Source organism: Pirellulales bacterium (genome assembly GCA_036490175.1).
GTDB lineage: Bacteria > Planctomycetota > Planctomycetia > Pirellulales > JACPPG01 > JACPPG01.
This window is the reverse complement of the sequence record DASXEJ010000258.1, coordinates 1-26,546: the sequence shown is the minus strand read 5'-3', so window position 1 is coordinate 26,546 and position 26,546 is coordinate 1. Positions and strand designations below refer to the sequence as shown.

Sequence of the window (26,546 nt, the reverse complement as noted above, 5' to 3'; positions counted from 1 at the left end):
TAAAACAATGGCATCTATGAACACCATGCGCCTACTTATTCGAAGCATGCGGGCGGTCGCTGTATTGATACTTGTCGTTGCCTTCAATCCGCTGACGGAGCTGTCAGCGCAGCAGACCGCTGCGGATTCCAACCCGATCGCTGATAAACAAGCGGACAAAAAAACCGACAATGGCAAAGAACAGGCTATCGACCCGCAGCACTGGCAGCTGTTCATCGACGACTTCGCGGTCGCCCGTGGCACGGGCTTGGACCGCGTCGTGCATCACCCCAAGGCCAGGGGTGTCGTGATTGCGAATGATAAGCCGTGGGAAACTCATAGCGCGCTGCCTACTCACTTCGTGCGAAAAGCCGACGGCACATTCGTTGGCTACTACACCGCCGTGTGGTGGATTCCCAAGAGCGATGCGCGTTCTTCCACGATCAATGACGTAATCTTTGCCGATGGCGCATGGCGTACCAAGGTGGCGGATTCCCGTCCGCCGGACCCCGATCAAGAGTACGTGACGACGGCTGGTTATGCGACGAGCAAGGACGGCGTCCATTGGGAAAAACCGAACCTCGGCATTCTCGATCAGCCGACAGGGACCGACTGGAAGAAGTATACGCCGTTTACTCATCCCACCGGAGTCGGGCGGGACAATAACACTCTTAGCCCGTTCGGTTTCATGGATCTCGCGCTGTACGGCGACGTGACCGATCCTGCCAGGCGGTACGCTTTCAACATCGACGGCCGCAACTACTTTGGGGCCGAATTGCCGGACTTCATCAACGACCGCGACTGGAAGGAAAAACTCACGCCGGTCGATGGCACCTTCAGCCCGCGCGGACGCACTCTCAGTTTTTGGGACGCGCAGCACCAGGAGTGGGTGGCCATCGTCCAGAACGCGGTGCCGCACTGGCTGCCGACGCGCGAAATCGCTCGCTTCGCATCGCCCGACCTCAAGCACTGGACCTCGGACATCGTTCTGACCCCTGATGCGGCGGATCCGCACCGCGCGGACTATTACGACGAGCCGATGTCGATGGCACCCTTTTGTCAGGATGGGGTGGTGTTAGGGCTATTGAGCTGGTTCCACGGCGACCGCTCCTCGCCGCAAGGGGGGCCGGTCTTGGATAAAAGCGCGCCCGAAATGTCCGGCCGGCGCCAGGGCTGGCCCTGGCCAGCCACGGCCGAGAATCCATCCCTTTGGCCCTGGGCGCGCAAGGGAACGAACGAAATGCGCATCACGCTGAGTCGCGACGGCGGGCGCACGTGGGATCGCACCGCCAGCCGCGAGGCCTGGATTCCGCACGGTACCGAGGAGGACAGTTATGATCGCCTAATTATGTTTGCGGCCCCGCCGGTCCTCGTGGAGGACGAGGATTGGTTTTACGTCGGTGTTATGAATGGAGATCATCTCGTCACACGCACCGACGCCCAGAGGAGCACGCGTTACGCCGATCGGGTTCGGAAGGGGCAGATCGCGTTGTATACGCAAAAGCACAATCGGTATGTGAGCCTGCGCACGAAGAGCCAGATGGAAACTCTGGTCACCAAGCCCTTTGTGGTTTCAGGCGACACCTTGCAGCTCAACGTGGACGCCAGCCGTGGGCGCGTCCGGGTCGGCATCGCCGAATACAAGCCGGTTCGCACACTCAAAGACACCACCGACAGCCTCGCACCGCACCTGCTGGAGCAGAACGTGCTCGCCGGATTTTCACGGGAGGACTGCATTCCCATCGACGCGAACAGCGTCGAGCAAGTGGTGCGATTCAAGAACGGTTCGAGCCTCAAGGAGTTGCAGGGCCGCAGCGTGGTGCTCTTCATCGAGCTGCTGGACGCCGACCTTTTCGGCTTCCGGGTTAAATAACGCGATTGCGGGATTGCGACGCATGGCGCTTTATCGTGTCAATCGCGATAAAGTGCTGAGTCACGATGGGTTCTCCAAAGATCTAGAAATCGGTCCTTGCCAGCAAGAGTGACCACAGCCTGACCCGTTGGCGTGTGACGGCGCTATGATGGGATGCGTGCCGAATTGGTAGCGGACATCGTGCGAACCTCCAGCCATCAGCAATCCGGTAGGCTACCGGATTTCGGAGGACTTCAAGGCCCGCACTGCCGAACGTCGGCAGGTAACAGAAATGCTCGTTTCGGCGGGGCTTACAACGAATGGGCGTTGCAGGACTCGAACCTGCGACTTCTACTGTGTGAGAAAATCCTGCCGGAACCGCTAAAAGCCCAAAAGCTCCGTGCTTTTCAGGGATCTTATCCCAAAGCTGCCCCATTGCAAACGCTTGCAAACAATCCAGTTTCTACGCGGGGAATCGCGGTAGTCCGATTCCGAATCCGGTAGTTTACCGGCAGGCGAGATCGACGTTGCCTTTTCAGCTTTGCCGGACCGGGGTTCCGTTCGGATTCTCATGTTCCTCCGCAGCTTTTCATCAGAAGAAACCGCGGTGTTGTTAGGGAGGCCGTGGGCTTCTCGCATCGTCAATGCCACGGTGCGCACCCTAATGGATTTGAGTCCGGATCAGGAAGCGCATCATCCTAATCAACGACGTCCGTGGGCCAGTAAGGCGAGTCCGGCGAGCGCGGCGATCATGAAGCTTGTGGGTTCAGGGACAGCCGCGCCAACCTCAGTACCACCGCCCGCCGTGTGGAGCCAGTTCGAGGCTACCGCGTTGATATCCAAACCGTTGATTACGCCGTCGTTGTTGGCGTCACCAGCGATACCAGTACCGGTGGCCAACCACTTGGTGGCGATCTGATTTATATCCAGTCCATTGACGACGCCGTCGGCGTTCACGTCGCCGCTGATGGTCACTCTCAAGTTACCTTGCGTGTAAAGCTGCGCTGCGTTCCACGACAAGCCGGTTGGCAGCGCCGGCAAGCTCAACTGCGAGAATGTGCCGACCTCGCTTCCCCACGAAAACAGGTGAAACACCTCGCCAACTTGCGGCGTGAAGCTTTGCAGCGCCACCAGTAGCGTGCCATCGAAACTGAGTTGTCCCGCGACGTCGATCTTGTCGTAACCACTGCCTGCCGTGGTGCCTGCCAGTTGCAATGTGGTAACGTTTGCATGCTGCAACGCGACACTACCGCCGAAAGCCATGTCGGTCGGAACGCCGGGTGACAGCCCGCCGGCAAAAGTGGCCGTGCCCGTGCCGGCCGTGCCGTTCGGACCAGCGTAGCCTCCCTGGAACGCGGCGCTCGAACCCGCGTCGATCGTGAACGTGCCGTCGTTGACTACACCGCCGAAGAACGTGTGGCTCTGCGCGCCTGATACTTCGATCGTGCCGCCGGTTGCCAGATTGTTGACAGTGCCAAATATGCTTGCCTGCCCTGTTAGTTGCACGCTGCCGCTATTGGACAGTCCTGAGGACGTGTTCAGCGTGCCGGTGCCTTGGATCGTGCTACCTGGCGCGTTGCCGAGCAAGCCGCGGATGTCGAGTTCGCCGCCGTTGAGGTTAACCGTGGCCTGATTGACCACCGGGTTGAAAACGATGAAATCGGCATTCGACCCGACAGTAACCTGGCCGTGATTCGTCAGCCCCGTGGCCGAAAACGTCGCGCCTTGCTCAACTTTGAATTGCGAGTTGGCATCCGCGACCGACACCGTGCCGCCGAGCGCCACCGAAAGCGGCTGCCCGACAAAATCTGCGATGCCGCCATTGCTGACCGTGATCGCGTCGGTCGTCAGGCTACCGCCGGTCATAGTGAAATTGGCGTTGCTCGCGGTGCCGTCGACCGTCAGACTGCCCGTGTTCAGGGTACCTCCGGCCAACGTGAGCGATCCGCCGTTATTGACCGTTGTTGTCTGGCCGACCACCAGGCCCTTGGTGGCATCGAGTGTCAGGTTCGTGCCCAGCAACCGACCGGTGCCCACCGCCACGCTTGTGGGTCCGGTTGTCGGATTGGTGAAAGTGTTGGTGCCCGAAGCCCACGAAGCAGGATCAAAATAGCGGAAAGCGCCAAGGCTGCCGCCACCGCTGAATTGCCCGGCTATATACACTAGCCCGGTTGGTGCCACCGAGACAGAAACCGCGTGAAAGGATTGGCCGTTCACCGTGGCCGCGACCGTTTCTTGATACGCACCGCCAGATGAAAAGACCTTTATGCCGGGGTCGTCATCGGCCACGAAAACCAAGCCGGTCCCGCTGACGCCGACCCCGGTCGGAAAGGTGAGTTGGCCAGGTCCCGACAAGTTGCCGATTGACGATTCGTAAGCGCCTGCGGACGAAAAAACGTCGATGCGGTTATTCCCACCGTCAGCAACGTATAGGTTCGCGCCTGTCGAGTCGAGCGTAATGGCTCCAATGCCAAAGGCGCCAAATTGGCCAGCACCGGACCCCGCTGAACCGAAGCTTCCCAAGGACGGATAGCTGGTCCCGTTAAATATCGTGCCGTAGACGTCGATGTGATCTTTATCGGCGACATATAGCGTGCCGGCAGCGCTGGCCGCGACACCAGCAGGGTCACTGAAAGCGGCCACGCTCGGCAGGTAATGATTCGCGACGCCAGTGGTGCCAGCGACAACTACGGTTTGGTGAAGGAAATCGGAGACATAATACGTCCCATCTGCACCGATCGCGGAATAGCCCGGCTGGTTGAAGGACACCTCCGAACCAACAGGTCCGTTCGCGAGCGTTTGCACGAAGCTGCCGTCCGCTGAGTAAGCTTTGACAATGCCGTCTGTTCCCAACTGGCCCTGATCAACGAGAACTTGTCCGTCCGGTCCAACATTGCCGACGTCGATTGGGTACTGTAAATATCCCGGACTATTCGCCGCACCGTTAGCGAATTGATTGAGCAACGTGAATTGTGCCAGCGCGATGCTTGTCGGCCCTAGCAAGATCACCAAGACGGCTGTTGCGGATAGGGTTCCCCGCCTGACGTTGCGCCATACGACACGCCCTCGTACCATCGCTCCCACCCTTTCGAGAGAAACAAAGACCGTCCAATATGAAAGCCGAACGGGCAACGCGCACCGCTCAAAAACACAACGCTCGGCCCGCGGACGCGAAAGCGACAGGGACTGAGTCGCGACGTGGTGATTCGTCGTTCGAACGCGGCTAGGACGCTACCACCAAAGTCGACGCCCAGGCAGCAGACTAAACTGCGCTGCCGCAGCCTGCAACGTAGTTTGCGGTTAAGGCGACGAAACTGCGATCACATTACCAAACCGCAAGCAGTTGCCGCGGCGCCCTGGGAAATAAGTACCGTCCTAGTAGCTGATCGCAAGTTTCCAATCGAGACGGCGCGAGCGGTTCGTCGGTCGTAGCCGGGAATCGGCGAGCCATGCCCATAAACTACTAAAACAACTTCGGATGCGGTCCACATTGCCATTGACGTAGCCACGACTCTGTCCCGCTTCAATCATGCGGTCACGTAAAGCGATCAATGCAAGGGGACCAAATTCGCTCACGAGCGTATGACCATAAGAACCTCGCAAAAACCCGAGAGCTATTCTAATGCCCGCAATCGCGCCCATGGGCTTCCCGTCTTTCTGGTAGTAGCCTTGAGCAAATTCAAAATACGCAGCAATCAACTCATTGATCGAGCTGTCCGAAACGTCGTTGAGCTGTCGACCGTTGGAAATCCATTCGCCAATCAAACGATCGTACTCTGCTCGGCTGGCAGCCGTTCCCCAAAGCCCTAGATATCCGTCCTTGCCAGCAAGCGTGCCCACCGCTTGGCCCGTTGGCTTGTGACGGCGCTATGATGAAATGCGTGCCGAATTGGTAGCGGACATCGTGCGCACCTCCAGCCATCAGCAAGCCGGTAGACTACCGGATTTCGGAGGACTTCAAGGCCGCACTGCCGACCATCGGCAGGTAACAGAAATGCTCGTTTCGGCGGGGCTTACAACGAATGGGCGTTACAGGACTCGAACCTGTGACTTCTACCGTGTGAGGGCACACGCAAAGCCAGCCGAAAAGCACGAAAAACGACGACTGTTTTGAGAATATCGAACCTCGGGCAGTTTCTCAAGTGTTATTACTCAATATTGAAAACCGACAAAGAAACGCTGTATTCGAGGCAGAAGGATGTAGTGGTCTGTAGTCCCTCACTCCAGCATCCCCGCAACCAATTTCGCGACCCCGCCGGCCATGTCTTGCCGTGCATCATCGTACTTCGCGATCGTCGCCAAGTCGGCATGCCTCGAGTGGAACCGCACGCGTCGCACGTCGCCGTTCGTTCCGGTCAGCGCGGCGGTGATTGAGCTGTGACGCATCTGATGAATGCCTGTCTTAGTCCCGACTTGGCGACCCAGATCCTGAATCAGCACGAACAGGGACTGGCCGGACAGTCTCCTGCCCCTCGAAGAATTCGACAGGCTAATGAAAAGCGGTCCCGGCTGTGCGCCACGAACGGCCATCCACGAACGGAGGGCCGCGGCCGTCTCCTCCGGCAGAGTGATCGGTGATTTAGTCCGCTTCCCTTTCCCTCGCACCATGACGCACGCACGGCCACCGGGCGATAGGTCGCAATCCTCGACATCGATCGCTAGGACTTCCATGCGACGCAGGCCCAAGTCGAACAAGAGCCGGAATGCGGCGCGCGACCGGCGGGCGGGTGCATCATCGCCAACAATCCGGGCGTACATCGCTCGGACTTGTTCCAAAGTCGGACCGCGGCAATCCTTCACATTGCCAGCCCCACGAATCCCTTTGACCCGGACCGTCCAGGAAATCATGTCCAGAGAATTGGCGAATTCCAGCAGACTGCGCAGCACCGTGAGCCGCAGGTTGTGCGTGTGCGGAGCCAGGGCTCGATCGTTCATGTTGACTAGGTATCGCTGAATCACTGCTGTACAGGGGCCACGGCCGCTGGCCAGCAGTTGGGATACTGCGAACGCAGCCGTTGGCTGTTGCATGAAGCCAGCGAAGTCATCGAGAGCGCCGAGATACGTTGCGGTCGTTCGCTCACTCTTACCGGAACGGACGAACAAGGCAATTAACCGCCCCGCCGCCGCAACGTTCGGATCACCGGCGACGAGGGGTTGCGGGTGTGGTGCGGTTTCGATTAATGCGAGTTGGTTAAGAGCGATCATGTATTTTTCTCCCATGAAGAAAACCGCTGGCGCCGTATGGTCGACACGACGCCAGCGGGACGTAGCTAGTACGTTCTGAGAACAGGCAACGGCGGCATCTTCATAGCCTTTGCGATATTGCCGTCTTCTCTCTTTTTGTTGTAGGTTTCCGTGTAGCCGTCCGCTTCACCCTTGCACATGAATTGCGCAACGATCTCGCGTAGCCCGTCTTCATGCTTGACCACAACTTGATAGAGCTGCTCACGGGCGGCCGTCACCCGCGGAGCGTTATCCATCGGTATTCTGGCGGTGACGGAATGCAATTTCACCATACATCCACTGCAGTCTTCGAGGATCTTTTGAACCCGTCGTAACGAGTCCTCGGCCCATTCCTTGTTTAGAGACTCGCGGCTGAACTCCACCGGCTTATCGGGCGTCCTAATCTCTAGGAAATAGACCGTGACAGTGCGGCCAGTTTCAGTTCGTCTGGTTGTCAACAACTTTCGACGCTGGACGGGCTTCTTTGCTGCTTTAGTCTTCAAAGGACACCCCCAATCCGCACGCTCGTGGTGTGGAGAATGGCGCGGCTGGTAGTACCGCGGAAGGCTTTTGTGAGTTGTTCGACGAGCTGCCGAGCCCTCTCGCCGTCGTGCATGGCATCGAAGATCCCGGACTTGCCACGATGGATAGTCTCAATGGCGTAAATTTCAACGTTTCGGCATCGAGCCTTCGTGCGCTGGACGCTTTTCCTACGTGTAGCTACCTTGGACATCGTAAACCTCCGGTCGGACTTGGGGTTTTCCACGGCCCCCGGATGGTACAACATCGCGGGGGCCACTTTCTAATCGGCATTGTAGCAGTTGACACCACTGTGTCAATTGCCACCAAGCGGCATATTTGCTATGCTTGTGTTGATGTCAATCAGCAAGCAAATCAAATGCGCGATTAAAGATTCGGGCCTTTCACTCAACGAACTGGCCAAGCGGTGTGGGGTCTCGCACCCAATCCTCAGCCGGTTTTTGTCGGCTGATCCCGACCAGCACCGCGACATTCGGCTAGAACGGACGGCCGACAAACTCGCGGCTTACTTCGGGCTGGAACTGAAGCCCGGGGGACGAAATAAAAAAACCACATAGGGCAGAAATGACCAAAGAATCTACTTCAGGCTTAAAGAATGGTACTGGTAATCCGGTGTGTGGGAAAAAAGAAAGTTAGATCAGTCCTCTTCAAACACTTGCCCGAATGCGCCTCCCGATATCTCCTCGCTCTGATGCACTGAAAGCCAGATCGGCTCAAGGCATATTTGTTCGCGCATTAGTGCTTGGACCAGCGATTGTCCGATAGCTAGTGGCTTCGGTGCTAGGGCGTGTTCTTTGACGAAGCAATCGACTCTCCAATGTCCATTAAAGCCCTCTACGAAGCTCGGTCTCCAGCAGAAGTAACGGGCAATTGGCGTAAGTGTCTTTCCGCGTCCGGTAGAAGTCCCGCGTACGTGATAGATTTGACCAGCGCGGCCGCGTTCTGATTCATCGCAATCGGCGTCGTATTCGTCCGATAGTGAGAATCGATGAAAGCTCTTTTCGGCCATCTATCACTCCACGGCTGCTCGCTCGATTAATTCCTTGATCGTCCAAGCCTTGTCAGCCAAACCGCAGGCCATCACGGGAGTCGCGCCACTTCAACGACTCGACTTGCTAATGCTTCGTGAGCCGCAAGCCTTGCGATCTTGGCAGCTCTGTTGGCGCGGATCGCTCACGTTACTGGTTCACGCGATAGCAAGTCAAAGAGGGCCGGCAGTGGGTAGTGGGTGATTAGTGTGTGCAGGCGTAAGTGACTTAAGATCGCCTATTTCTTGGACTCGGCTGCGCGCTGAAGTTCGGAGTTTTCCTGCTGGTATCTGTGGCGCTTCCTCTGCTCGTCCGATGCCTGTTTTCGCGTCTGTGCGAGCTGTTGCGCAAGCGAAGCTTCCTTGCTAGCCGATGCCGATTCAACTTCGGATCGCTTGAATCGCTCGTTAAGGCCGAATAAGAGGAGCGCTATTGTCAGCATCAGCCAAAGCATCGTCCCAAGACCAAACTGAAACCAGCGGCGGCGAGTCGTAGAGCCAGTAGACATGCGACCTATTGTACCGCTGACCAATCGCTGGCGCAATAAAAGACCGCTGGGCAGTGTTCGGGGCGCTACCCAGCGGCCAGCCGGGAGCCGCTAAGCACCCAGACCGAAATGATTGAACACCGCAGGACGGCAATCCGACCGTTGGTAAACAAAACGACCCCAGGTCACCGGATTGCGGTTGCCTGGGGTCGCTGGCTACCGCTCGACCTTAGCTTCAGGAAAGAGTGTTCTTGCTTTATCGGCGTCGGCCTTTGTCGCCACGAATGGCAGCGTAATTGCATCCGCCGGCTTATCTCCCATCCAGTGACGCCACACAGGAATCTCAGCCGGCACGGCCAGCGTGTCAATCGTGAACGAATGGTTCCCCTCGGCCGCGCACGTGCTCTCGACCCATGCAAGGAATTCCTTGCGCTCACGGATGTAGTCCAGTTCCCAGCCCAGCAATGCCGCAAAAACGGTCACCGCCAATAGCATCGTCCCCAGCCCGAACTGATACCAGCGACGGCGGTTTGGCTTCTCTTCGCTCATGCCGCGATTGTACTCAGCGGCGACGGCGATAGGCCAGTAAGGCGACGGCGCCGAGTGTGGCGAGGATGAGCGTGGAGGGCTCGGGTACTGGAGCGAGACGCAATTCAGCGAAGTTACCAACAAAATCGGTTTGGTTGAAATCATCAAAATAAAGCGTCAGCTGGCCGCCAGCAGCCGGATGCATTCCTAAATCGAACTCGCGAATTTGAAATTGGCCCTGGTCGTTCGGACCATTTGTGCCGGTTGCGATCAGAGAACCTCCATCGGAATAGAAATACGAGGTCAACTGGCCACTTGCAAAGCCATAACGCCCGCCGTAGAAGTCGGATCCGCTGTTGACAAACGTCTGCACGAATACTTCGTAGTTCAAAGCCGAATCGAGATTCGCGACAGTTAGAGCGATTTCCGGCGAGTTTTCGAAGAGATACCGTGACGTCAGTACGGTGTAGCCCGTTCCCCCATAGTTCAGCGAAACGCCGAACTTGTTGTCATCCATCACGTCCGTATTCGGCTGAGGAAAAGCGCTCGGAACTGTCAGGTCAATCCCAGTGCTGGGAGTATATGACACCGCGTACCCTGGCGTGACAGCGAAGGGAGGATCGGAGAAGGGGGGATTAACTGTGACTTCTACATCACTGGCTAAGGTCCTGCTACACGACAGCGCAAGAATCGAAACGCACGTAAGCAGTTTCGTCCATCTGATAGCGATCATTGGCGTTTCTCCTTTGTCAGGTGCACAACACACTTCGCGCAGCCAAGAATTGACCGGCAGTTGAAAAGTCTAGCAGACGGTAGGGCCAAGCCTACCCCTCGGCGCAATTCCTGGGGCATCCTGGAGCGTCGCTTTATGAGACGACCCGCTATTTGCAATTCATGAATGCATTGATGATGTTCTCCGCCTCCAAGACGGACTCGGCGATCAGGGTATGCATTCCATCTACCGTTGGCATCATGAGGAAAAACTTCTCACCGCCTCTGTAGATCGATACGCCACGATACTGGGCGACGCGGACTATGTCATCACGGGGCATTTCGTCAGGATTCATCGTGCCGGAACTGCTGGATGGCGCATAAAAAAGCCGCCAGGCTGGGCAGCGCCTGGCGACCCCCACGTTGTCCGTAGGGCGGCGAGAACCGATCAATACTTCGGAGGCGACGTATAGCCAAGCTCGTCTAAAGACAGGCGTCAAAGATGAACGGCCCATTACCAAAGGCGTCATGCGATCAACAAACCGGATGGAGAATTCCGGATTTAAGCAGATTCTCCTGCTCGCGAGCCGGCCTGCGACGAGTTGCCTCAAGCCTCCCGCCATGTTTCCGAGGGCTTTGATTTATGAACGATTGCAATTTCTCTGTTCACCTCGCTCCACTCCCTCAATAGTTCTTGCATTCGCGTCTCGTCGCCAGGCCCGAGCTGATCAAGCGCGGCATCTAAAGACTTAATACGGGCCTCTAAAGCGTCGCGTGGATTATCCATCATGAGCGCATTGGTTCAGTGGCGATGGCGACATGCCAGCGAATCGCGACGTGAGTCGAAGCTCACGTTAGGTCCTCGGCGCACTTTCCGGGACGTCCAGGCAGCTAGGTTTGCGAGAGAGCCCATCAAAGCCATCGGCAAGGCGCCCATTGAATAGAAATGGACCGCCGGCAGGGGCACCCAGTTGCGTGCCGACGGACCCCGCCCCGCGTAACCAATACGCAGGCACGTGGCAAACGGTCAGCACCAGGTGGACGAAGCTAAATCTATGCGACGTCTGGCGCGCAAGCAAGCGAAAAATGTGGCCTGGCAGTGCGCATAAAAAAGGTCGCCGGGCATTCGTGTGTAACCGGCGACCAATGTCGACGCCTTAGCATACGTCGGCGGTACTAAAATAATCGGTAGGGAACGGGAATTCAACTGGACCCCGTCGAGGCGATTGCAGATCTCGGCCGAAGTACCTATTTCAATATCGCATCAGTCTCTTGCAATTCTCAACGGCTTGCGCTCGGTCCCGAGAACAATCCTGGCAAAGGTCAATCGCTTTGATAATTTCCCCGACCTACACCCGCGTTCCGCTTGTCCAGCCTTCAGGAAGTGCGATGACAGCCGTTAGTTCTGTTTTATTGCATGCATCGCAGGTCCACTCTTGCGCGATTACAGGTTTATGCGTCATGGCTGGTTCCAAGTGAGTGAGGAGACTCGACAGTTCCAGCAACCATTTCATGCCGGCAACAATTTCGCGCATGAAAAAGGGTCGCTAGGTCCAATCCACCCAGCGACCCCATATCACCCAGAAGCGCGACATCGGCAAGTCTAATCTGGCAATCGGCGCAGTCAACGATGGTACATGGCACGAACGTACCCCGGGGCACGGTATCACTGAGCGCGCAAAAACGGCCGCCAGGTGGCTCAATACCTGGCGGCCTGCTCATCGCCCAGAAGCGCGACAGCACACAATCTAATCGAGCGACGAGCGCGGTCAACAATGGCGCATCAAAAAGCCGTCAAGTAATCAGCTATGAGACCAATTACCCGGCGGCCTGTCGCCGCGTTAGGCCCGGCAACAACGTGAATCTAGACGATGCGGGATGCGGCCGCAAATAAATCGTCTGGATACTTTAGTACCTAAATCTTGCCCATTGTGGCGCGAAAAAAACCGCCAAGCTGACGGAAAACAACCTGACGGAGGCAGGCCGAATTATGCAATCCGCCTACCCATTTAAATTATGCCATCGTTGTGAAGCAAAGCAACGTGAGCGTGAACATTGCCCACGCTAAGGCAGCGTGTGGTAGAAAGTTGTGCGCTTTGGTCGTCAAGCGGACACCACTAGTCACGCGCCGGCTTAATGCGTCAGAGAAAGTTGTGCCGTTCGATGTATTCAATCCACGGCCCGTCCACGCTGGGATTCAAAATGCAACCGCGGATATGCGGGTACGCGAGCATCCAGGTTCTCAACGCCTCGCGTTCAACCGCCAGCGGCATGCGATCCGTGTCTGCGTCAAACCTTTCGAGATATAGCTGCGCTAATTCTTCGCTCTCAAAAAGCGGAAGCCATTTGCCATCGTCGACTACGATGGTGGCATAGTAGCCAGCGGGAGTCTCCGTGCCGACCAGAAACGCCGGGAACCGAATCTCACTTTTGTCGGCGGGTTCGAGCATTTCGTTGTTGTGGGACCGCGATCACTACCCATGGACTGTATGAACGTGTTGCTCTAAGTCATCGGCGGCAAGCTTGACCATTGCAGCGACAGAGGAGTCCGTGAACGAAGTTGGACTGTGATTGGAACATGCCCCGCAGAACCACCGCGCCCTGTAAGCGCCGTCTTTCATTCGGACTGTCACGGCGCAGGCGACGCCGTTGACTATTAGGCGATGAGTGAGAATTCGGTCTTCGACTTGTCCTGGCATATGAATCCGCGACTTGTGGGGCCGGCAGGAAATCAATGGAGCCAGCATAGTTGGGCGATAGTTTCCTGCAACCGTACGCCCGTTAGCAATCCTACAAGCGGATCAGCGCCCTGAGTCCCGTTTCGTCGAACGAGCTTTTAGTCGAAAATCGAGCCGGCCGATTTGCTGATCTCGGGACGGTTGGTGGACTTTCGACAATCGCCCAGACTCTGCCATCCGGCGTTCTGCCGCTGGCCAGTTGGGCATTGCGGATGAATCTGGTTCCCAATCGACGAGACTCGCCTCATCGCACCACTCCAGGAGCTTGGGCATCACGGCACCGTGGGGCGGCGCGTTTCGAAAGGCGGTCATCGCCGCACGGTCCTTCCAAACAGTTGCGGTCCAAAACGCCAACCCCTTTGCCTTCCGTATTGCAACGCCCAAATTGCCGGCAGCGGAGCGTGCTTGCCGAATGGACTGCCATGTATGCCATGCAAACGCCGGCACAAAGCGCCAGGAGCGGACGCGAAGTCGAGTCACGGCCACGAGCGGCATAGTTTATTCCATCGAGTCAAAACGGCTGAGCGCCGGAACTTATCGTATCGGCACGATGGACTGCACTCTTCCGTGGAAGGTCTAGGCAGCAGCGAGCGATTCGCTCGCATGGCAACTTTCGTGATGGTCCCACAGATCACCCATAACGCGTGCGACCGCATCGTCAACGGTTGAATCGCGCACCGTCGAGGTGGCTGGTTGGTCGCAATGGCAATAGCGCCACGACGCCGATACCTCGGCACCGTACGTGTCCACGGTCAGAGCGTAACTAATGCGGTCGACGTGTATCGTTCTCACTTCAGTGCACATTGCCTCTCTCCGATCCGGCCCCAGCTTCTTACGGCCTTTTTTGCTACCGTTTGCAAACTGCGCGCCGGCTGTTTGAATTTCTGGTAAAAGGGGACGCCACCGGCTCCGAATGCGTCAAACGCGGGCGACGGGTCCAACTAAGAAGACTTTGCAACCCAATTAGAGGGACACGGAGAATTCGGCGTGGCTCGCGTTGATCCGCTCCACTGGCAGCGGCCACATCTTCGGGACCGTCGCTGGGATCAAGGCGCCCGGTGATAGGGCAGGAAGGCGAGAATGCTGAGCGTTGCCCTAGGGCGCGGCTGGGTCGTCGGTAGAGAGGCTGATCTCAGGGTTGTCAGTCGGCCGGTATTCGCCTTGCGCTACTCGGTCCACGCCATGGCCGGTCGTTATCGTTGGTGCCAAGAGCGCGGCTCGACGATCGCGTTCGCATCTTCGGCCGCCCTCCACAAACGGCGAATGGACGACGCTATCCCATGCGTCCGAAGTGAAAAAGAAGCTCGCCCAGCGATACGAGCGGCTGTGGAAGCTGCGTCGCATGGCGGAGAAGCAGTTCATTACCGGTTGGCCGGATGTGTGTCCTTGGAAAGAGTGAGTCAGCCAGCAGACCGCAGGACCGAAGGTTTAGCGTCGGCCCTGGCAGCCGACTCGGTGAACGTCGGCCGGAGTATAGCGAGGTCCGCAGGGCCAACTGAAAATATGGCCCTGGCCGCCCCCGTAGGTGAATCGGGGGTTCGTTGTTAAATCAGCACCGCAACGCCCACAACACCAGCGACGGCAACGGCCGCGATCATGAGCATTGCAGAGTTATACTGCCGGCCGAGGGGCACGATTCGACGACCGGTCGTCCGATGGGCTATCGACCCAACGTGGGATAGTAGTGCGAATAATTCTGCCGTACCGCAGCATGCCCTGTCGAGCGAAGCTTTGCATTGCTGCCGCCACCCGTCGATTTCGAACGCGCGGGAGAATCAGCACTACGCTGCAGATTTTTTATCGCCGAGGCCGAATGCGAATTGAAGTTTTGCTGATCAACCTGTGGGCGAACAAGCGACTGGTAATTGGTCGAGGCGCCGGCATTGCTGTTGTTGACCAAGTTCATGTACGGACTAACTGATGGCCGGCGGGATTGCGTATCGAAAGGCCTACTCTGGGGTTTGTACTGCGCGTTCGCACTTTCGACAAAGGATCCGAAGCCAATCATAACACCGATGACTACAAAAATGCGCCTCATGCTTTTTCTCCGCCAATTCGTCCAAGGTGATAGTCAAGAATCGCATTCTCTCGATCGATTACGTTTTCGTCAACGACGTGGTCGGTTCGTTGCGACAGAATATCTCTGCGATCATGTGCTAGCGTGTCAAGGGGAAGAACTTTAACACGATGTGCGGCCAATCGGCCGAAGAAGGGTGAGTAATGGCGAAGCCGATCGGCGACGTGTTGCGCGCCGCGATCATCGCAAGTGGCATTTCACAAGCTGATCTCGCAAGGGCGACTGGCGTCGAGCAGTCGAGCATCAGCCGATTCCTGGGCGGGAAGGATATCGGCCTCCGGAAAGCCGGTCACATTGCCACGCATCTCGGAATGGAGCTCGTTATGACATCCGATACGGAGGAAGGAAAACCATGAGCGACGAAATCAAGGTCACTGTTTCGGCCAATGCCTCGAAGCGCAAGAGCTTTAAAATCACATCTGCGCCACAACTGCGACGCCGACGAAACAAGCAATGATGACGCCCCAGGCAAGCAGCTGCGGAAACCAGTGTTCGAGGAAATCGGGGTCCATAACTTGATCGTACGTCTGGCAAGACGGCCGTGATGCGCCGCTGGCGGGGTGGTCACCGCGGTGTCCACTTATGAACGTGATGAACCGGCCGATGACTGGCCGACGTCGGGACCTCTGATCAGTTTTTCTTGTCGGTGCATTGCGGGTGGGAGCCGGAGGCGGAATACGAAGGCATCCCGCAGATTGGACACAGTCGCGTTTTGGGGGTGTTCAGGGGATGACGAAGAGGAATCGGTTTTTTGTGAGGCATGGCCTGTATTGTACAGCAATCGAAAGGCACCGTAGGCGCCGATTGCACGGACGGTCAACGACCAAAATGGCCCCCAGTGGACCGATGCCCTGCTCAGCTCGCTAAATCGCAGCGTCAAGAATTATTGTGAGAAGGAAATAACATGCCGCAACAGCGATCATCGCGATGATCCAAAGGCTGCCAACGTGTTTGTTTTCCATGCAAGCGCCATTTGTTTTGACTGGGTTGGTGACCTCGGAAGCGGCTGCATGCGATAGCTGTGCCAAGCAGGCGTCTTTTCACGCGCCGAGGGGCAATGGTGAGTGACGCCACACTTAAGCGCGCCAGGCTCGCGAGCTTTGGGCTCTACAGTCTTGGTGTTGCCGCGATAGACCGTCTCCACTTCGCGAGTTCGGGTCGGGGGGGTCGGTCTCGGTCGGCTTGGGATCGCCAGTCGCTGGATTCCTGGCCATGGGGTTTCTCCTTGTTCCCCACGCCGGGCGCAAGCTGGAGGGGAGGCAATTTGGCACGGCGTTAGCTAAGGCTGCTGCGGGATTTATTGCCACCCATTACCGCAGCCCGCCTACGGAGCCCGTCCCATGAAGTTCTCCGGATACAAAGCGCTGATGCTCTCCCTTCTCGTGATGTCCGGTGTCGCGGCAGGAGCTGAAAGGGCATCAAGCCAGAAGATTACCGCGCAGCTGCTACTCTTCATGACGACTGACACCAACGATGACAACAGAGTTAGCGAAGAGGAATACGTTGGCCAAAAAGCCGGTAAGGCTGGGAAAAAAGCCAGAAAGGAATTCAGGACCCTTGATGACAATAGTGATGGATGGTTGTCAGCCAAGGAACATTCTCAACGTAACAGCCGCTACGGATTTCCTCGGTAGGCGGGTCTGTTCGTCTTTCCACTTGTCGGGCGATCCTGGCCCGAAGCGAGCATTTCCCCTCGGCCACTGGTGGCACTTCCACAGACGCTTCCCGCCACCTACTCGGAAGGTAGGAACAGCGAGCGAAAATGACTGGTGCTGAGGTTTAGTCGGATGGATAACGGACTCGACGATCCATCCGACGTCAGTAATGCCCTGGAAATCGGGGAGGCACGCAAACGCGGCCGGGCTGCCGGTTTCTATTGGTCATCTACGTCAACCCGTCGGCAGCGCGATCGTGTACTGAAAGCATGTACGGTTGACGTATTGGGGCAATGGATCGAAGAGGGCAATCTGACGTCGGGCGCCAGCTCACCTGGGGAGCGCGTCCATGAAGCCGCCGGGATGCTGTTTGCGGCAATTCACGGCCCGGGGGTGTCGGTCGCCGGTAGCCGCGGAAAAGCGCTGGAATTCTTTAGGGCGCTACAAGAAGAGGGCGGCGACATAGGCCCGAGCCGGTTCTTGCTGAACTTCTACGTTGGTTTCGTCGAGGCCGTGGTGACCGCACGCATAGCTGAGTGAAGGCGCAATCCATGCGAGTTGTTCTCGACGTTTTGACCGAACGTCCGCACCGTCTCGGCGAGCCGGTGCTCGTCGTTGAAAGCGACGAATGGACGATCACGGTCACTTGCAATGGGCAAGGCACATATTGGGTCAATCAGGTCGATGTGCTGAACGAGGAGAATTGGCGGTCGCAGACTGTTCGGTCGGTGATCGAAGCACGGGACGTGGCGCGGACGTGGGCGCAGCAAGGGATTAGAGAAGTTGCGGGTGGTATGCACGCATGACCAGCGAAGTCCAACTCGACGACCTATCCAATTTACCGCACCAAGACGGCCAAACCGTGCTCGACATCCACCGAAATGACGTCCGAGCAAAGGTGTGGTACGCCCGCGACCGTTATTGGGTGTACAAAATGTCTGCAGGTTACAGCAGTCTAGTGGCTGAGTGCATGACAGTAGAGCAAGCGCGTGACGCCGCGACGGATGTTTTGGGCGAAGAGCTTTAACCAAGCATCGTCCTGATTGCCAGGACGCGTGTTGGCGTGGACGCCGTTGCTTGACTCTACCGATTGCGGGCGCGAGAATCATTGCATTTGTCTGCGTGACTGTAACTCCTCACGCAGACATCTCTGTGTCGTGGTAAAAAAAATCTCATTCGCACTTTATCGTCGGCAAATGACTCTGGCTCTATTGGTGAGCGAGCATCTTATGTTTGACTCGATCGCGTGCCCGCACTGCAATGAAGCGTTCCCGTGGAGCGACGAATATGCGGGCAAAACCATGCTGTGCCCAACCTGCGACAGAGAATTTCGAGTCGAAGTACCGGCGCCGGACTTGCCAACGACGAATGTTCCATCTGAATTTAGAGATCAGGACTTCTATCCGCAAAACTCGCCGAGCAAATTTCAATTCGACAGAAGTGCTCCCAATACGCTGGCAATCGTTATGGGGGCATTTATGGGCGCGATTGTTCTTGGCTGCTCAGGACTATTATCAAGTCAGTACGTGCCGGTTTTTGGCGGCTTTCTGGAGCGCACGCTTGCTGAACCTTTCAGTCCAGCTCGACTTAGCATAATTCCTGTGCACCTGTTTGTTTTTGTCCCTCTCGGCGCATTGTGTGGCGGCATTCTTGCGTGGCTGCTTTCCGTAAACCGATAGAGCTGTTTTGTCAGCCGGCGTGCCAATATGTGCATCGCCTTTCTTCAGCACTATTGATCGCCTGGGGTGCGGACACACGAGAGCACTACCCAGTCGCAAGCACTATTAATGTCAACCGGCTTGATGCTTTCCGACAGGGCTTTTAAGAAAACGAAAAGCGCCGCGGCGAAGTCCTGCTGTGTGTCGACTTTTCTAGCTGGCGGCTTAACTATCGGACCACTGGACGCGAAGTTGACGAATGCCAGCCCGATTCCGTCGTCGTTGCCGTTCGCCAGCGTGGAGATAACGTCCACAACTTTGCTGCAGGCTGTGGCGATCGCCCCGAGAGGCTCGTCCCCGTTGTAAATACTCGACACGGACTCATGGTCACCGCCGAGGTGGGGGCCGCGAGTTAGCGCAAATACCGCCTTACTACCATGATTGGAATGCTCGGCAATTATTTCAGCGACACACGGAGGCGCGTCAGAATTCCAGCCGTAGGATACTTCTGTGTTCCACATGGCAGTATCCTACTCGTCCATCCCTATAGCCCAACTCCGCCCGTCAACACGGCGGTCGTCGTCAGCGCGACATCGGACGGTTCCGGCTTCATCCACGGCACGGGAACCGCGCGCATCTCAGCCAACGTCGGCGCGCGAGGTAGCGAATAAACGAGTGTTTGTGTCGCAGAATAGATGCGATTCTGCCCATCGACCGACAACACCGGCGACTGCAAATTCACTTCCCCACGACCCACTAAAACCGCTCGGCCGGTGGGATCCTCATACGTTGTCAGCAAATCAGGAATCTCCGGCCAATCACCGAATCGCTCGGCTGTAATTTTGATTGTTCGAGTCGTCTGTGGCGGTGCCAATGAGACAGTTGCTCGCGTTGTCACGCCGTTTGACGGCCCGCTTGAACTCGCCGCAATCGGCAGCGCCAGCGTCATGGCGTGCGTTTTGTATTTCGAATCGACGAGGTATTCGGTGTACATCGCTCGCTGTTGCTCGGACGACCAATCCGGCGCCAGTGTTCTGACCAATGTTCCCTGGCTCATAGTCACCAGAGGCACAGTATTCCGCAGCTCAGCGATTCCACCCGGGCTAGTGATGGAAGTTGAATTGCCAATCTTGTGGTTGTCGTCGCAGGGAGTTTGCAGATAGCACATGAACAACCCAGCCGGACTGGCGAGGTCGATATCCGTTGGCTCTGCCGAAACCTTGGGATCGTAACCAGGCAGTGACAGTGGGCTACCAATGGCAGCGCCGATTGCCGTGAAATACTCAGGAGTGCTCGTTCGTCGCAGTCGAAGAAGTACGTCAACGGTCGAGTCATGCATGTGATCGACAAAGCCGATTTGCTCAACCTTGTCGTCCGTTGAGTATCGATTAATTTGCAATACGCTCTCGGCGATTTGAGCCCCTAGCGCAACAAGGGCTTTTTTGTTGCTGTTCGGCGGACCTTCGAGGTGAATCGCGATTTCACTGACCGAGCTGGCGCCGTCGTTTGTTGATTCACTGTGGTCGCAAGTCCAGGAAGTGCCAGGCATCGGGCAAGACGCGAACACCTGCCGGTCAGTGATGATATATTCCAGTGTCAAGCCGTCCGTCGACGTCGTGAAGTGCATCGCCTCGCGCTTGAATCCCGATTGCAACGGCGGCACAACCCAAGAGCGAAATGATTGGGCGTTCAAGTTGAGCGTCGCGATTCGTAGACGTCCGCGAACAGTACGGTTGCAAAACCAATTCGTGTCGTACGAGTCCATCATCGACCATCGATTGCTCAGCACACCCTGCGTATTTGTGTCGTTGTTGCAATCGACTAGCGCCAATTCGATGGTGAATTCAATCTTAAATAGTTTCGGCGTCACACCGACGAGCTTGACGTCGATAGGTTTCGGGCCGTTGTTGACGTCGGCATTGGCAACATAGGCACCAGGCCCCTGCAGCGACACGAGAGGAACGCCGCCGACACTGTAGGCGAACGGCTTGCGCGTCTCCATCAGTTGAGCTTTGATGTATGAGAAAAAGTCGACGATCGAGTTGCCGACTTGTGGAAATGTGCCCACGGGGCCGGAGCCAACTACATCATGCACCAGGCACGAGACGGTCAAACGCACCTTGTGATAGACAACATCGGTTTCGCTCTCTTGATCGTAAACGGCAGTTTCATCCCACATTTTGGTGAGACAATTCTCAAGTGTAATGCCGTTGTAAGAGACGTCGGTTCGATTGGTCATGACTATCTATCTTTGCGTGTTTTCCCGGCAAACTTTCCTTCGGCCACGTCCGACAGGAAGCCCTTCCATGCCGGCGCGTCTCTGGGATCGCGGGTGTTCTTTTCAATTTTTATGTTGACGCCAAGCAATTTATTAACCACTTCGATGATGTCGGAAGCGCTATTATTCAATCCAGCAGAGAGCGCGTTTTTGATGTTCTCCCATTCGTTTTTCCACGGTTGAACGGCCTCGTTGTATCTGGCCTCCGACTTAAAAAGGGCTTTAACCGAATCGGCAGTTGCGCGACCCTGCTGAAAATTCAGGCGATTGTTCGATTGCTGAAGCTGACCAAACGCAACAGCGATCTTGCCGTTGAACGATTTCAAATATTCCTGCCCGGAAGAGAGCGAATTCGCAAACCCATGCATCGCCGATGGCACTTTCGCTAGGGCAGCGCCGGTTAAGACTGCGGCACCCGCCACGCCAGCCAGCCCGGCGACTGTCGCTGCCGTCGTAGACAATCCAGCCTCTGCGGCACCAGCAGCTGCACCGCTCGCTGCCCCCGCTCCTTCCGCAGCACCACCGGCCGCAGATCGCGGGACGAGCAGCCTGCCGAGATTCTGGGCGTGATGTGCAAGCCTCGAAAAACCGTTGCGATGATCCGGCGAGTTACCACTAGAATTTCCAGTTAGGCCGCGCAGATTGTTCAGCGCGCCGCCGGGATGCCCTGTGGTTAGGATCGATTTGATGTCCGTCAACGTGGCTGCGATTCGAGAAAGAATCGAGCCGCCATCGGATTCGCGATTGTCGCCACGGTTGTTGCTTGCCTGCGGGAAACCATGATTCGCGATCCCCGGAGTGATGCTGCGCAGGGGATTCGTTCGCCCAACACCCCATCCGCTGGGCGACTCGCGCCGCTCCCTTTGTTCCCTGGCTCGGTACATCAGCGAATCAGTTACGTCGCTGACCAGTTTGTTTTCGTGATTGGTAGGAAACTGCACGCCCCCGCCCGACGATGCTTGTGAGAGTGTTGCGAATCCTTGCCCAGTCTGCCGTTGTGGACCGACGTCTCTGTGTCCCGCGCCGATCATCCTTCCAATGCCGGACAGTAATCGCGAGAACAGTCCTCCATGCACGTCGCTACCGCTCGCCCCCTGCCGACTTTCGTTTCTCTCAGCAGCATTCGACATCAGTGATTGTGTCACGTCGCCCATGCCCGTCGACGTTTTTCCGGACGCCAATCTTTCCGAGCCCCCAGACGCGGCGCCGGCGAGTGCGCGCATGCCAGCGCCAGCGAGTAATGGTCCAACCAATGATGCTAGCGCGGGAAACATTTCTACTCGCTTACTCGCTCGCGTTCATTTCTCGTTGAATCTCGAAATCCATCTGGCCTAACTCCGCTGTCTCGGCCATCGCTTCAAACAATTCGCGGCTTACCGCACCGCTCAGGGCGTCGCGGATCCCGCGGAGGAAAACGACGCTGCGGCGCGTCTCGGATCGGTCGAGGTTGAGTCGGAGTCCGACGATTCGCTCATAGGCTGCGCGTCCGGCGGTGGGTTGGGCGAAACTGAGTCCGTCGAACCCGTAGCAGGCTGCGAAGTCGGCGTCAGGCTGGAATTTTTTTTTAACCCGTCGAGATACAGCCCGAAGTCCGAAAGCAACTCGAGGGTTTCGGCGTCAGTCAGGCCGACTTCCTTACCGCAGGCGAGGGTTTCCCAGGGGCGCACACTCAACACCCGCCGGATCGCTTTCAGCGTCCTATCGGTCGCGTCAGCAATGCCTTGTGCGGCAAGTTCCGGGTCCGTCTTAATATCGAACTCGGAATCCGTGACGAGCGCCCGCAGCACAACCAGTGGATCGGCACCGCGTTCTTTCGTGCCGTCCCAATAGCGGAAAATCTCGCGCTGGCGATTGGTTGGCTGACGATTGAAGCGATCAAAGATGCTCATTTTTTTCGTTGGTTTGGAAGTCATTGCTCGACGTCATTTGGCTACCGTTTTACTCGACAATAAAAACGTACGCGCAACTACCGATCATCCAGTAGTTCTTCCGTAAAATTCAATAATGCCCGGTGTACTCCTCGCTCAATCCGAGCCAGTCGCCTCTTACCATTCGGGAGAAGTTGTAGACTGGAAATACGGATTCGGGTGATTAACAAGGCCGCTGCATGGCACATCGCGCGAAAGTGCATGCAGTCTTCGTGGGTGAAATATTCTCGTAGCGCGTATTGTCGAAACAATTCCTCTTCGAGATCCCAGGAGTCTTGGACTCTTGGCAGTTCACGCAGTGGCATTTTGTCGTGCGTTGGAACGGTAATCATTAAATGCTCCCAGTTAAATGAGCTCTATGGTCCGCCCAGGCGGTTGGTGCGGCGCGGCCAGGGCATCGCGATCCGCAAGCAGCTTCTGCAAGACCGTTGGCCAGTGAAAACGCACGCTTCTACCGCACCGTATGGCTGGGATCGTGCCGTCGGCGGCCCAGCGGTCAACGGTAGCAGTAGAGACGCCCAGCCTGCGGCCCATCTCCTCGCGATCCAGTAGCGTAGTCTGGTCCGCTTCGGAGACCGTCGGAATGGTTGCAGTTTGAGAAGCCATAATGCACATCAAATAAAAAAACGCCACGGTCGCTGTGCACTTTGCACGGCGGTCGTGGCGTCGGCTGTATCCGGTCGCAACGGATTCTAGTTTTGGGGGTCGCCGAACAGTCTCTCCCTCGGCAACACTTCCACGCTACCGAATTTGGCACTCAATGGCAATGTCAACATGGCAGCAGGAATCAACAGCCGCGATGAGATTTCAAAAACTAGCAATTGTGAAACCTGGATTCCCACCGCGCGCGATCTCCCATGGCCACAACTCGGAAGAGGGACTAATCGCCGGCGGGAGTTGGGCTCTGGCACGTGCGGCCGCCGGCTGGCGGTAGTGGGTGATTAGCGTGTGCAGGCTGGCTTCTGCTAACCTAGTCAGCCCCCGAGCACGGCGGTCTTTAGGATCGAAGCCAGCAGATCCTTGAGCACTTCGAAGGTAAAACCTCCTCCCTTCACTTTCACCGTTTCTTGCGCCTGCTTCCAGACAGAGTCGTCGCGAATCGCATCAGCAAACTCATGGCCGGCCCAGGTCAAGGAGCTGACCATCCACTTCGGCCCTTTGCTTCCCAAGCCGGCCGTACTTATCCCCGTCGCTAGTTTGCCATCGACAAGTAGGTACGCGTGATACCCGACGACGTCCGCATCGTATCCGTCGATTTTTAATGGTGGGCAAAAACCAGTTGGGTTTTCTTCGACAGCCAACACTATTTTCCGAATCAGTTCCATATCCCGTTTCATCTGTGACCCCAGGACGCTTTTTTGTCCGTGACACCGGCCACTGGCGGCAATTGTTTCCGGCAATTTGAAAAAACGTGCGTAATTTTTTCGCGTGTACGTTTTTTCTGAAATTCGCCAGGGCGAGTAGGGCGCTTAGGGCGCGTTTTCCTATTCTGGATCCCTTTGGCCCCCTCTTCCTGACGCTCCCCTATACGTACCGTATATCATTTCTCTCCGAACCCCACAGAAAAGGAAAATACCGCCCTAAGCGCCCTATGCGACCTACGGTGATCGCGTCTCTTGAACACGTTGCAATACGAACCGAGCGGCCGTCGTCTCGGGAAATAGCCACGCGTTTAAACCAGGAGAGATTGGCCACCGTCTGGGGGGAAGCCGTGGACGGCTCAGAATGTCTGGCTTGTGATGGGGAAAAAACGGTCGTGGGTCAGTCTGAATTCAGGGGTTTAGACCAATCCGAGCGGCGCTGACCATCTGCCAAATAAACAGCGCGAGAAACCGCGGGTCAACCGCGTCAGAGTCGTCGAACCATCCTCGCAACATCATAAATAGCCGAACGGCTCGGCATGGATCGCGAAGCTTCGACGGATCACCCTGCCAGTTCATCAGGAAATGGATTCTTACCTTCTTCGATTCATCGTCTTACGTTAAAGTCAGCGTGTCAGCGCTGCCATCGGGCACAATCTGGCCGTAGTCATCATCTAGGTCAAAGAAACGCTCCTGAGCCACAGCGGCGCGGAATGCGTCCAGCCGTTCCTTTGGAATGCTGAACTGCCGCTTGGTCGGCGCAGGAGACGTGTGAATCGTCAGCTCCGCCATTCCCACCGGGTTGACGATGAGATGCCACGAATAACGGTGGCCAAACTGGCCCTCGGTGCTAGCCGTAATCGCGACGCCATTGCTTTGTTCTTTCTTCGATTGGTCGGCACGGGGCCGACAGCCAGCGATGCTGACCGCTGCTGCGATAGTCATCAGGCATCGAATTCGCATGTTCTGGTCGGCAAACGTCCCCAGCCCGACTGAAAACTGATACCAGTGGCGGCGGGTCTGGGGAGCTGGCGTCAATGGTTAAAATCTTAACAGTGAATTGGTCGTGGCGGTATCAGCTTGGATGCAAGTTGTCGGTGAATTCCACCGTGTCCTCGCCAATCGTTATCTCAATGTCGCTGCCATTATCCGGGTTAACGTAGTTGTCGCCTTCCGCGACTCTCAGCTTGCCGCGCCCATCGATGAATGAGATGCGAATCCCCGACCCGTGCCCGGGTGTTAGCCTCTGAGTTTCTGCCTCGCCCGGTCCAAGGTCGGGCACGTATTGCATCTTTCCATGTCGATGGGTGATGTGGATGTCACTAACGGCTCGACTTGACGCATTGACGACCTTGATAGTGGTAGCTTGTGGAAGTTCCAAATAAACAAGCAATCCTACTGGAACTAAGAGTATTGCAGCGCTCGCAAATAGCGTCATGCGGGTGCTCAACTGGCGGCGGCGGGTAGGGGGAGCTTGGGGCATGCGACCTATTGTACCGCTCACCGGGAATATCGACTCCAGCGACGAACCAGCTTGCCCAAAGCCTGTGGTGCTCACAATCGGGGGAAATTCTGGTCTATCGCCGAAAGAACATCCATCCGAATACCGATCCGAAGATTAACCAAGTTGCGCCGGAGATAGCTAGGACATTCGACCATTTCCTAGCCCATCGACCGCGATCATTCAGAATGCTTGGATTTAACGTCGGGTTCATCAGCATTGGGGTACCTGGCTTGCGATTTAAGAACATCACAACGCTGAAACCTACGGTCGCCAACCAGATCGCAACGAAGACGGCGGCAATGACAATAATGGCGGTGGTAGTCATGAGAGACGTTTCCCGAACTGGAAACGGCGGGTGAATGGTGCTTGGTTCATTGGACGTTCATCACTGTGGTGCTAATCGAGAAGCGGTTCAGAAGATATTCTGAAAGAAGATCACATAGCACATAAGAATTAACGCGACGAACAATGCACGAACGACTCTCGCCAAAAATACCGCACTGGCAAGCGCCGAATCATTGAGGTAACGCCATTCGGAAGACCATATGAACTTAAGGAACTCCCAGCTGGGACGCCACGGTCCAATCAATTTAGGGGAACCGAGCCGCTCGTATGTAGATAGGTGCCGTTCGTGGAGGCGAGCCAAGAGCCACCAGTTTACAGCGCCCCCAGCCACCACAAGAATCCACGCGACAAAAAAAAGCCCACTGAAGACCGCTACCGCATTCATTCTTCTGTTCCGAATTTCCCAGCTTCGTCTCCAGCCAACACTGATGCCAGTGGCGGCGGGTCTGAAGATCTGGAGACATGGAACCATTTAGTCTAATGCTCGGCGGCCGTTAGCGTCAAAAACGCGGTTTTCCGGTAGACAGAATGGTTGGGACCAGTCGCTCACGTTTGACGTGGGTTACGCTGGAGTTGCGTTTACAATGCGCAGAGCCACCACGGAGGACTGGTCCCATGAAAAAGCTAGTATACGTCGGTTTGGATGTCCATCGG

Annotated in this window: 24 protein-coding genes; 7 read left to right on the top strand and 17 right to left on the bottom strand. The window is 56.5% G+C overall.

All coding sequences use genetic code 11. From position 1 onward, the window contains the following. The first annotated feature begins 16 nt into the window (after positions 1–16). Positions 17–1,852 carry a hypothetical protein gene (locus VGG64_19280; GenBank protein ID HEY1601752.1) on the top strand — a complete coding sequence of 612 codons (1,836 nt, stop codon included), beginning with the start codon at positions 17–19 and terminating at the stop codon, positions 1,850–1,852. A gap of 681 nt (positions 1,853–2,533) precedes the next feature. On the opposite strand, the gene VGG64_19275 is transcribed toward VGG64_19280, so the two are convergent. From VGG64_19275 to VGG64_19235, 9 genes are all read right to left on the bottom strand, one after another. Next, positions 2,534–4,906: a dockerin type I domain-containing protein gene (locus VGG64_19275; protein HEY1601751.1), complete on the bottom strand. Its 2,373-nt coding sequence runs from the start codon at positions 4,904–4,906 to the stop codon at positions 2,534–2,536. Between the two features lie 300 nt (positions 4,907–5,206). Next, positions 5,207–5,671, bottom strand: a complete 465-nt coding sequence (locus tag VGG64_19270) for a hypothetical protein (GenBank protein ID HEY1601750.1) — start codon at positions 5,669–5,671, stop codon at positions 5,207–5,209. A gap of 378 nt (positions 5,672–6,049) precedes the next feature. After that, positions 6,050–7,036, bottom strand: a complete 987-nt coding sequence (locus tag VGG64_19265) for a tyrosine-type recombinase/integrase (GenBank protein ID HEY1601749.1) — start codon at positions 7,034–7,036, stop codon at positions 6,050–6,052. A gap of 65 nt (positions 7,037–7,101) precedes the next feature. Continuing rightward, a complete protein-coding gene (locus VGG64_19260; GenBank protein HEY1601748.1) occupies positions 7,102–7,557 on the bottom strand; it encodes a hypothetical protein in 456 nt (151 codons plus the stop codon). Between the two features lie 1,768 nt (positions 7,558–9,325). Then, a complete protein-coding gene (locus VGG64_19255) occupies positions 9,326–9,658 on the bottom strand; it encodes a hypothetical protein (GenBank protein ID HEY1601747.1) in 333 nt (110 codons plus the stop codon). Positions 9,659–9,671: 13 nt separating this feature from the next. Beyond that, a complete protein-coding gene (locus VGG64_19250; protein ID HEY1601746.1) occupies positions 9,672–10,154 on the bottom strand; it encodes a PEP-CTERM sorting domain-containing protein in 483 nt (160 codons plus the stop codon). 364 nt (positions 10,155–10,518) lie between these two features. Further along, positions 10,519–10,878, bottom strand: coding sequence for a hypothetical protein (locus VGG64_19245; GenBank protein HEY1601745.1), 360 nt, complete (start codon positions 10,876–10,878; stop codon positions 10,519–10,521). 1,611 nt (positions 10,879–12,489) lie between these two features. Continuing rightward, a complete protein-coding gene (locus tag VGG64_19240) occupies positions 12,490–12,798 on the bottom strand; it encodes a hypothetical protein (protein ID HEY1601744.1) in 309 nt (102 codons plus the stop codon). A gap of 864 nt (positions 12,799–13,662) precedes the next feature. Next, a complete protein-coding gene (locus VGG64_19235) occupies positions 13,663–13,890 on the bottom strand; it encodes a hypothetical protein (protein HEY1601743.1) in 228 nt (75 codons plus the stop codon). 1,416 nt (positions 13,891–15,306) lie between these two features. Between VGG64_19235 and VGG64_19230 the strand changes: the two genes are divergently transcribed. From VGG64_19230 to VGG64_19205, 6 genes are all read left to right on the top strand, one after another. Further along, on the top strand, positions 15,307–15,519 hold the full coding sequence (locus VGG64_19230; protein ID HEY1601742.1) for a helix-turn-helix transcriptional regulator: 213 nt from the start codon (positions 15,307–15,309) through the stop codon (positions 15,517–15,519). 984 nt (positions 15,520–16,503) lie between these two features. Then, positions 16,504–16,797, top strand: a complete 294-nt coding sequence (locus VGG64_19225; protein HEY1601741.1) for a hypothetical protein — start codon at positions 16,504–16,506, stop codon at positions 16,795–16,797. 153 nt (positions 16,798–16,950) lie between these two features. Next, positions 16,951–17,358, top strand: coding sequence for a hypothetical protein (locus VGG64_19220; GenBank protein HEY1601740.1), 408 nt, complete (start codon positions 16,951–16,953; stop codon positions 17,356–17,358). A gap of 11 nt (positions 17,359–17,369) precedes the next feature. After that, entirely contained in the window at positions 17,370–17,624 is a 255-nt protein-coding gene (locus tag VGG64_19215) for a hypothetical protein (protein ID HEY1601739.1), read from the top strand. Beyond that, positions 17,621–17,845, top strand: coding sequence for a hypothetical protein (locus tag VGG64_19210; protein ID HEY1601738.1), 225 nt, complete (start codon positions 17,621–17,623; stop codon positions 17,843–17,845). The genes VGG64_19215 and VGG64_19210 overlap by 4 nt, the downstream gene beginning before the upstream one ends. Before the next feature lie 202 nt (positions 17,846–18,047). Continuing rightward, positions 18,048–18,497 carry a hypothetical protein gene (locus VGG64_19205; GenBank protein HEY1601737.1) on the top strand — a complete coding sequence of 150 codons (450 nt, stop codon included), beginning with the start codon at positions 18,048–18,050 and terminating at the stop codon, positions 18,495–18,497. A gap of 50 nt (positions 18,498–18,547) precedes the next feature. Here the strand turns inward: VGG64_19205 and VGG64_19200 are convergent, their stop codons facing one another. The 8 genes from VGG64_19200 to VGG64_19165 all read right to left on the bottom strand — a co-directional run bounded on the left by VGG64_19200 (position 18,548) and on the right by VGG64_19165 (position 25,872). Continuing rightward, positions 18,548–18,997 carry a hypothetical protein gene (locus tag VGG64_19200; protein HEY1601736.1) on the bottom strand — a complete coding sequence of 150 codons (450 nt, stop codon included), beginning with the start codon at positions 18,995–18,997 and terminating at the stop codon, positions 18,548–18,550. 23 nt (positions 18,998–19,020) lie between these two features. After that, positions 19,021–20,715: a hypothetical protein gene (locus VGG64_19195; protein ID HEY1601735.1), complete on the bottom strand. Its 1,695-nt coding sequence runs from the start codon at positions 20,713–20,715 to the stop codon at positions 19,021–19,023. A 2-nt stretch (positions 20,716–20,717) separates the two neighbouring features. Further along, a complete protein-coding gene (locus VGG64_19190; GenBank protein ID HEY1601734.1) occupies positions 20,718–21,908 on the bottom strand; it encodes a hypothetical protein in 1,191 nt (396 codons plus the stop codon). 231 nt (positions 21,909–22,139) lie between these two features. Further along, complete coding sequence (locus tag VGG64_19185; protein HEY1601733.1) at positions 22,140–22,643, bottom strand: hypothetical protein; 504 nt, start codon at positions 22,641–22,643, stop codon at positions 22,140–22,142. A gap of 1,013 nt (positions 22,644–23,656) precedes the next feature. Then, on the bottom strand, positions 23,657–24,007 hold the full coding sequence (locus VGG64_19180) for a DUF2513 domain-containing protein (GenBank protein ID HEY1601732.1): 351 nt from the start codon (positions 24,005–24,007) through the stop codon (positions 23,657–23,659). Positions 24,008–24,658: 651 nt separating this feature from the next. Beyond that, positions 24,659–24,988 (bottom strand): hypothetical protein, encoded by a 330-nt coding sequence (locus VGG64_19175; protein ID HEY1601731.1) that lies wholly within the window; start codon positions 24,986–24,988, stop codon positions 24,659–24,661. A 130-nt stretch (positions 24,989–25,118) separates the two neighbouring features. Next, positions 25,119–25,601 (bottom strand): hypothetical protein, encoded by a 483-nt coding sequence (locus tag VGG64_19170; protein HEY1601730.1) that lies wholly within the window; start codon positions 25,599–25,601, stop codon positions 25,119–25,121. A 19-nt stretch (positions 25,602–25,620) separates the two neighbouring features. Further along, a complete protein-coding gene (locus tag VGG64_19165; GenBank protein ID HEY1601729.1) occupies positions 25,621–25,872 on the bottom strand; it encodes a hypothetical protein in 252 nt (83 codons plus the stop codon). Positions 25,873–26,546: the final 674 nt, after the last annotated feature.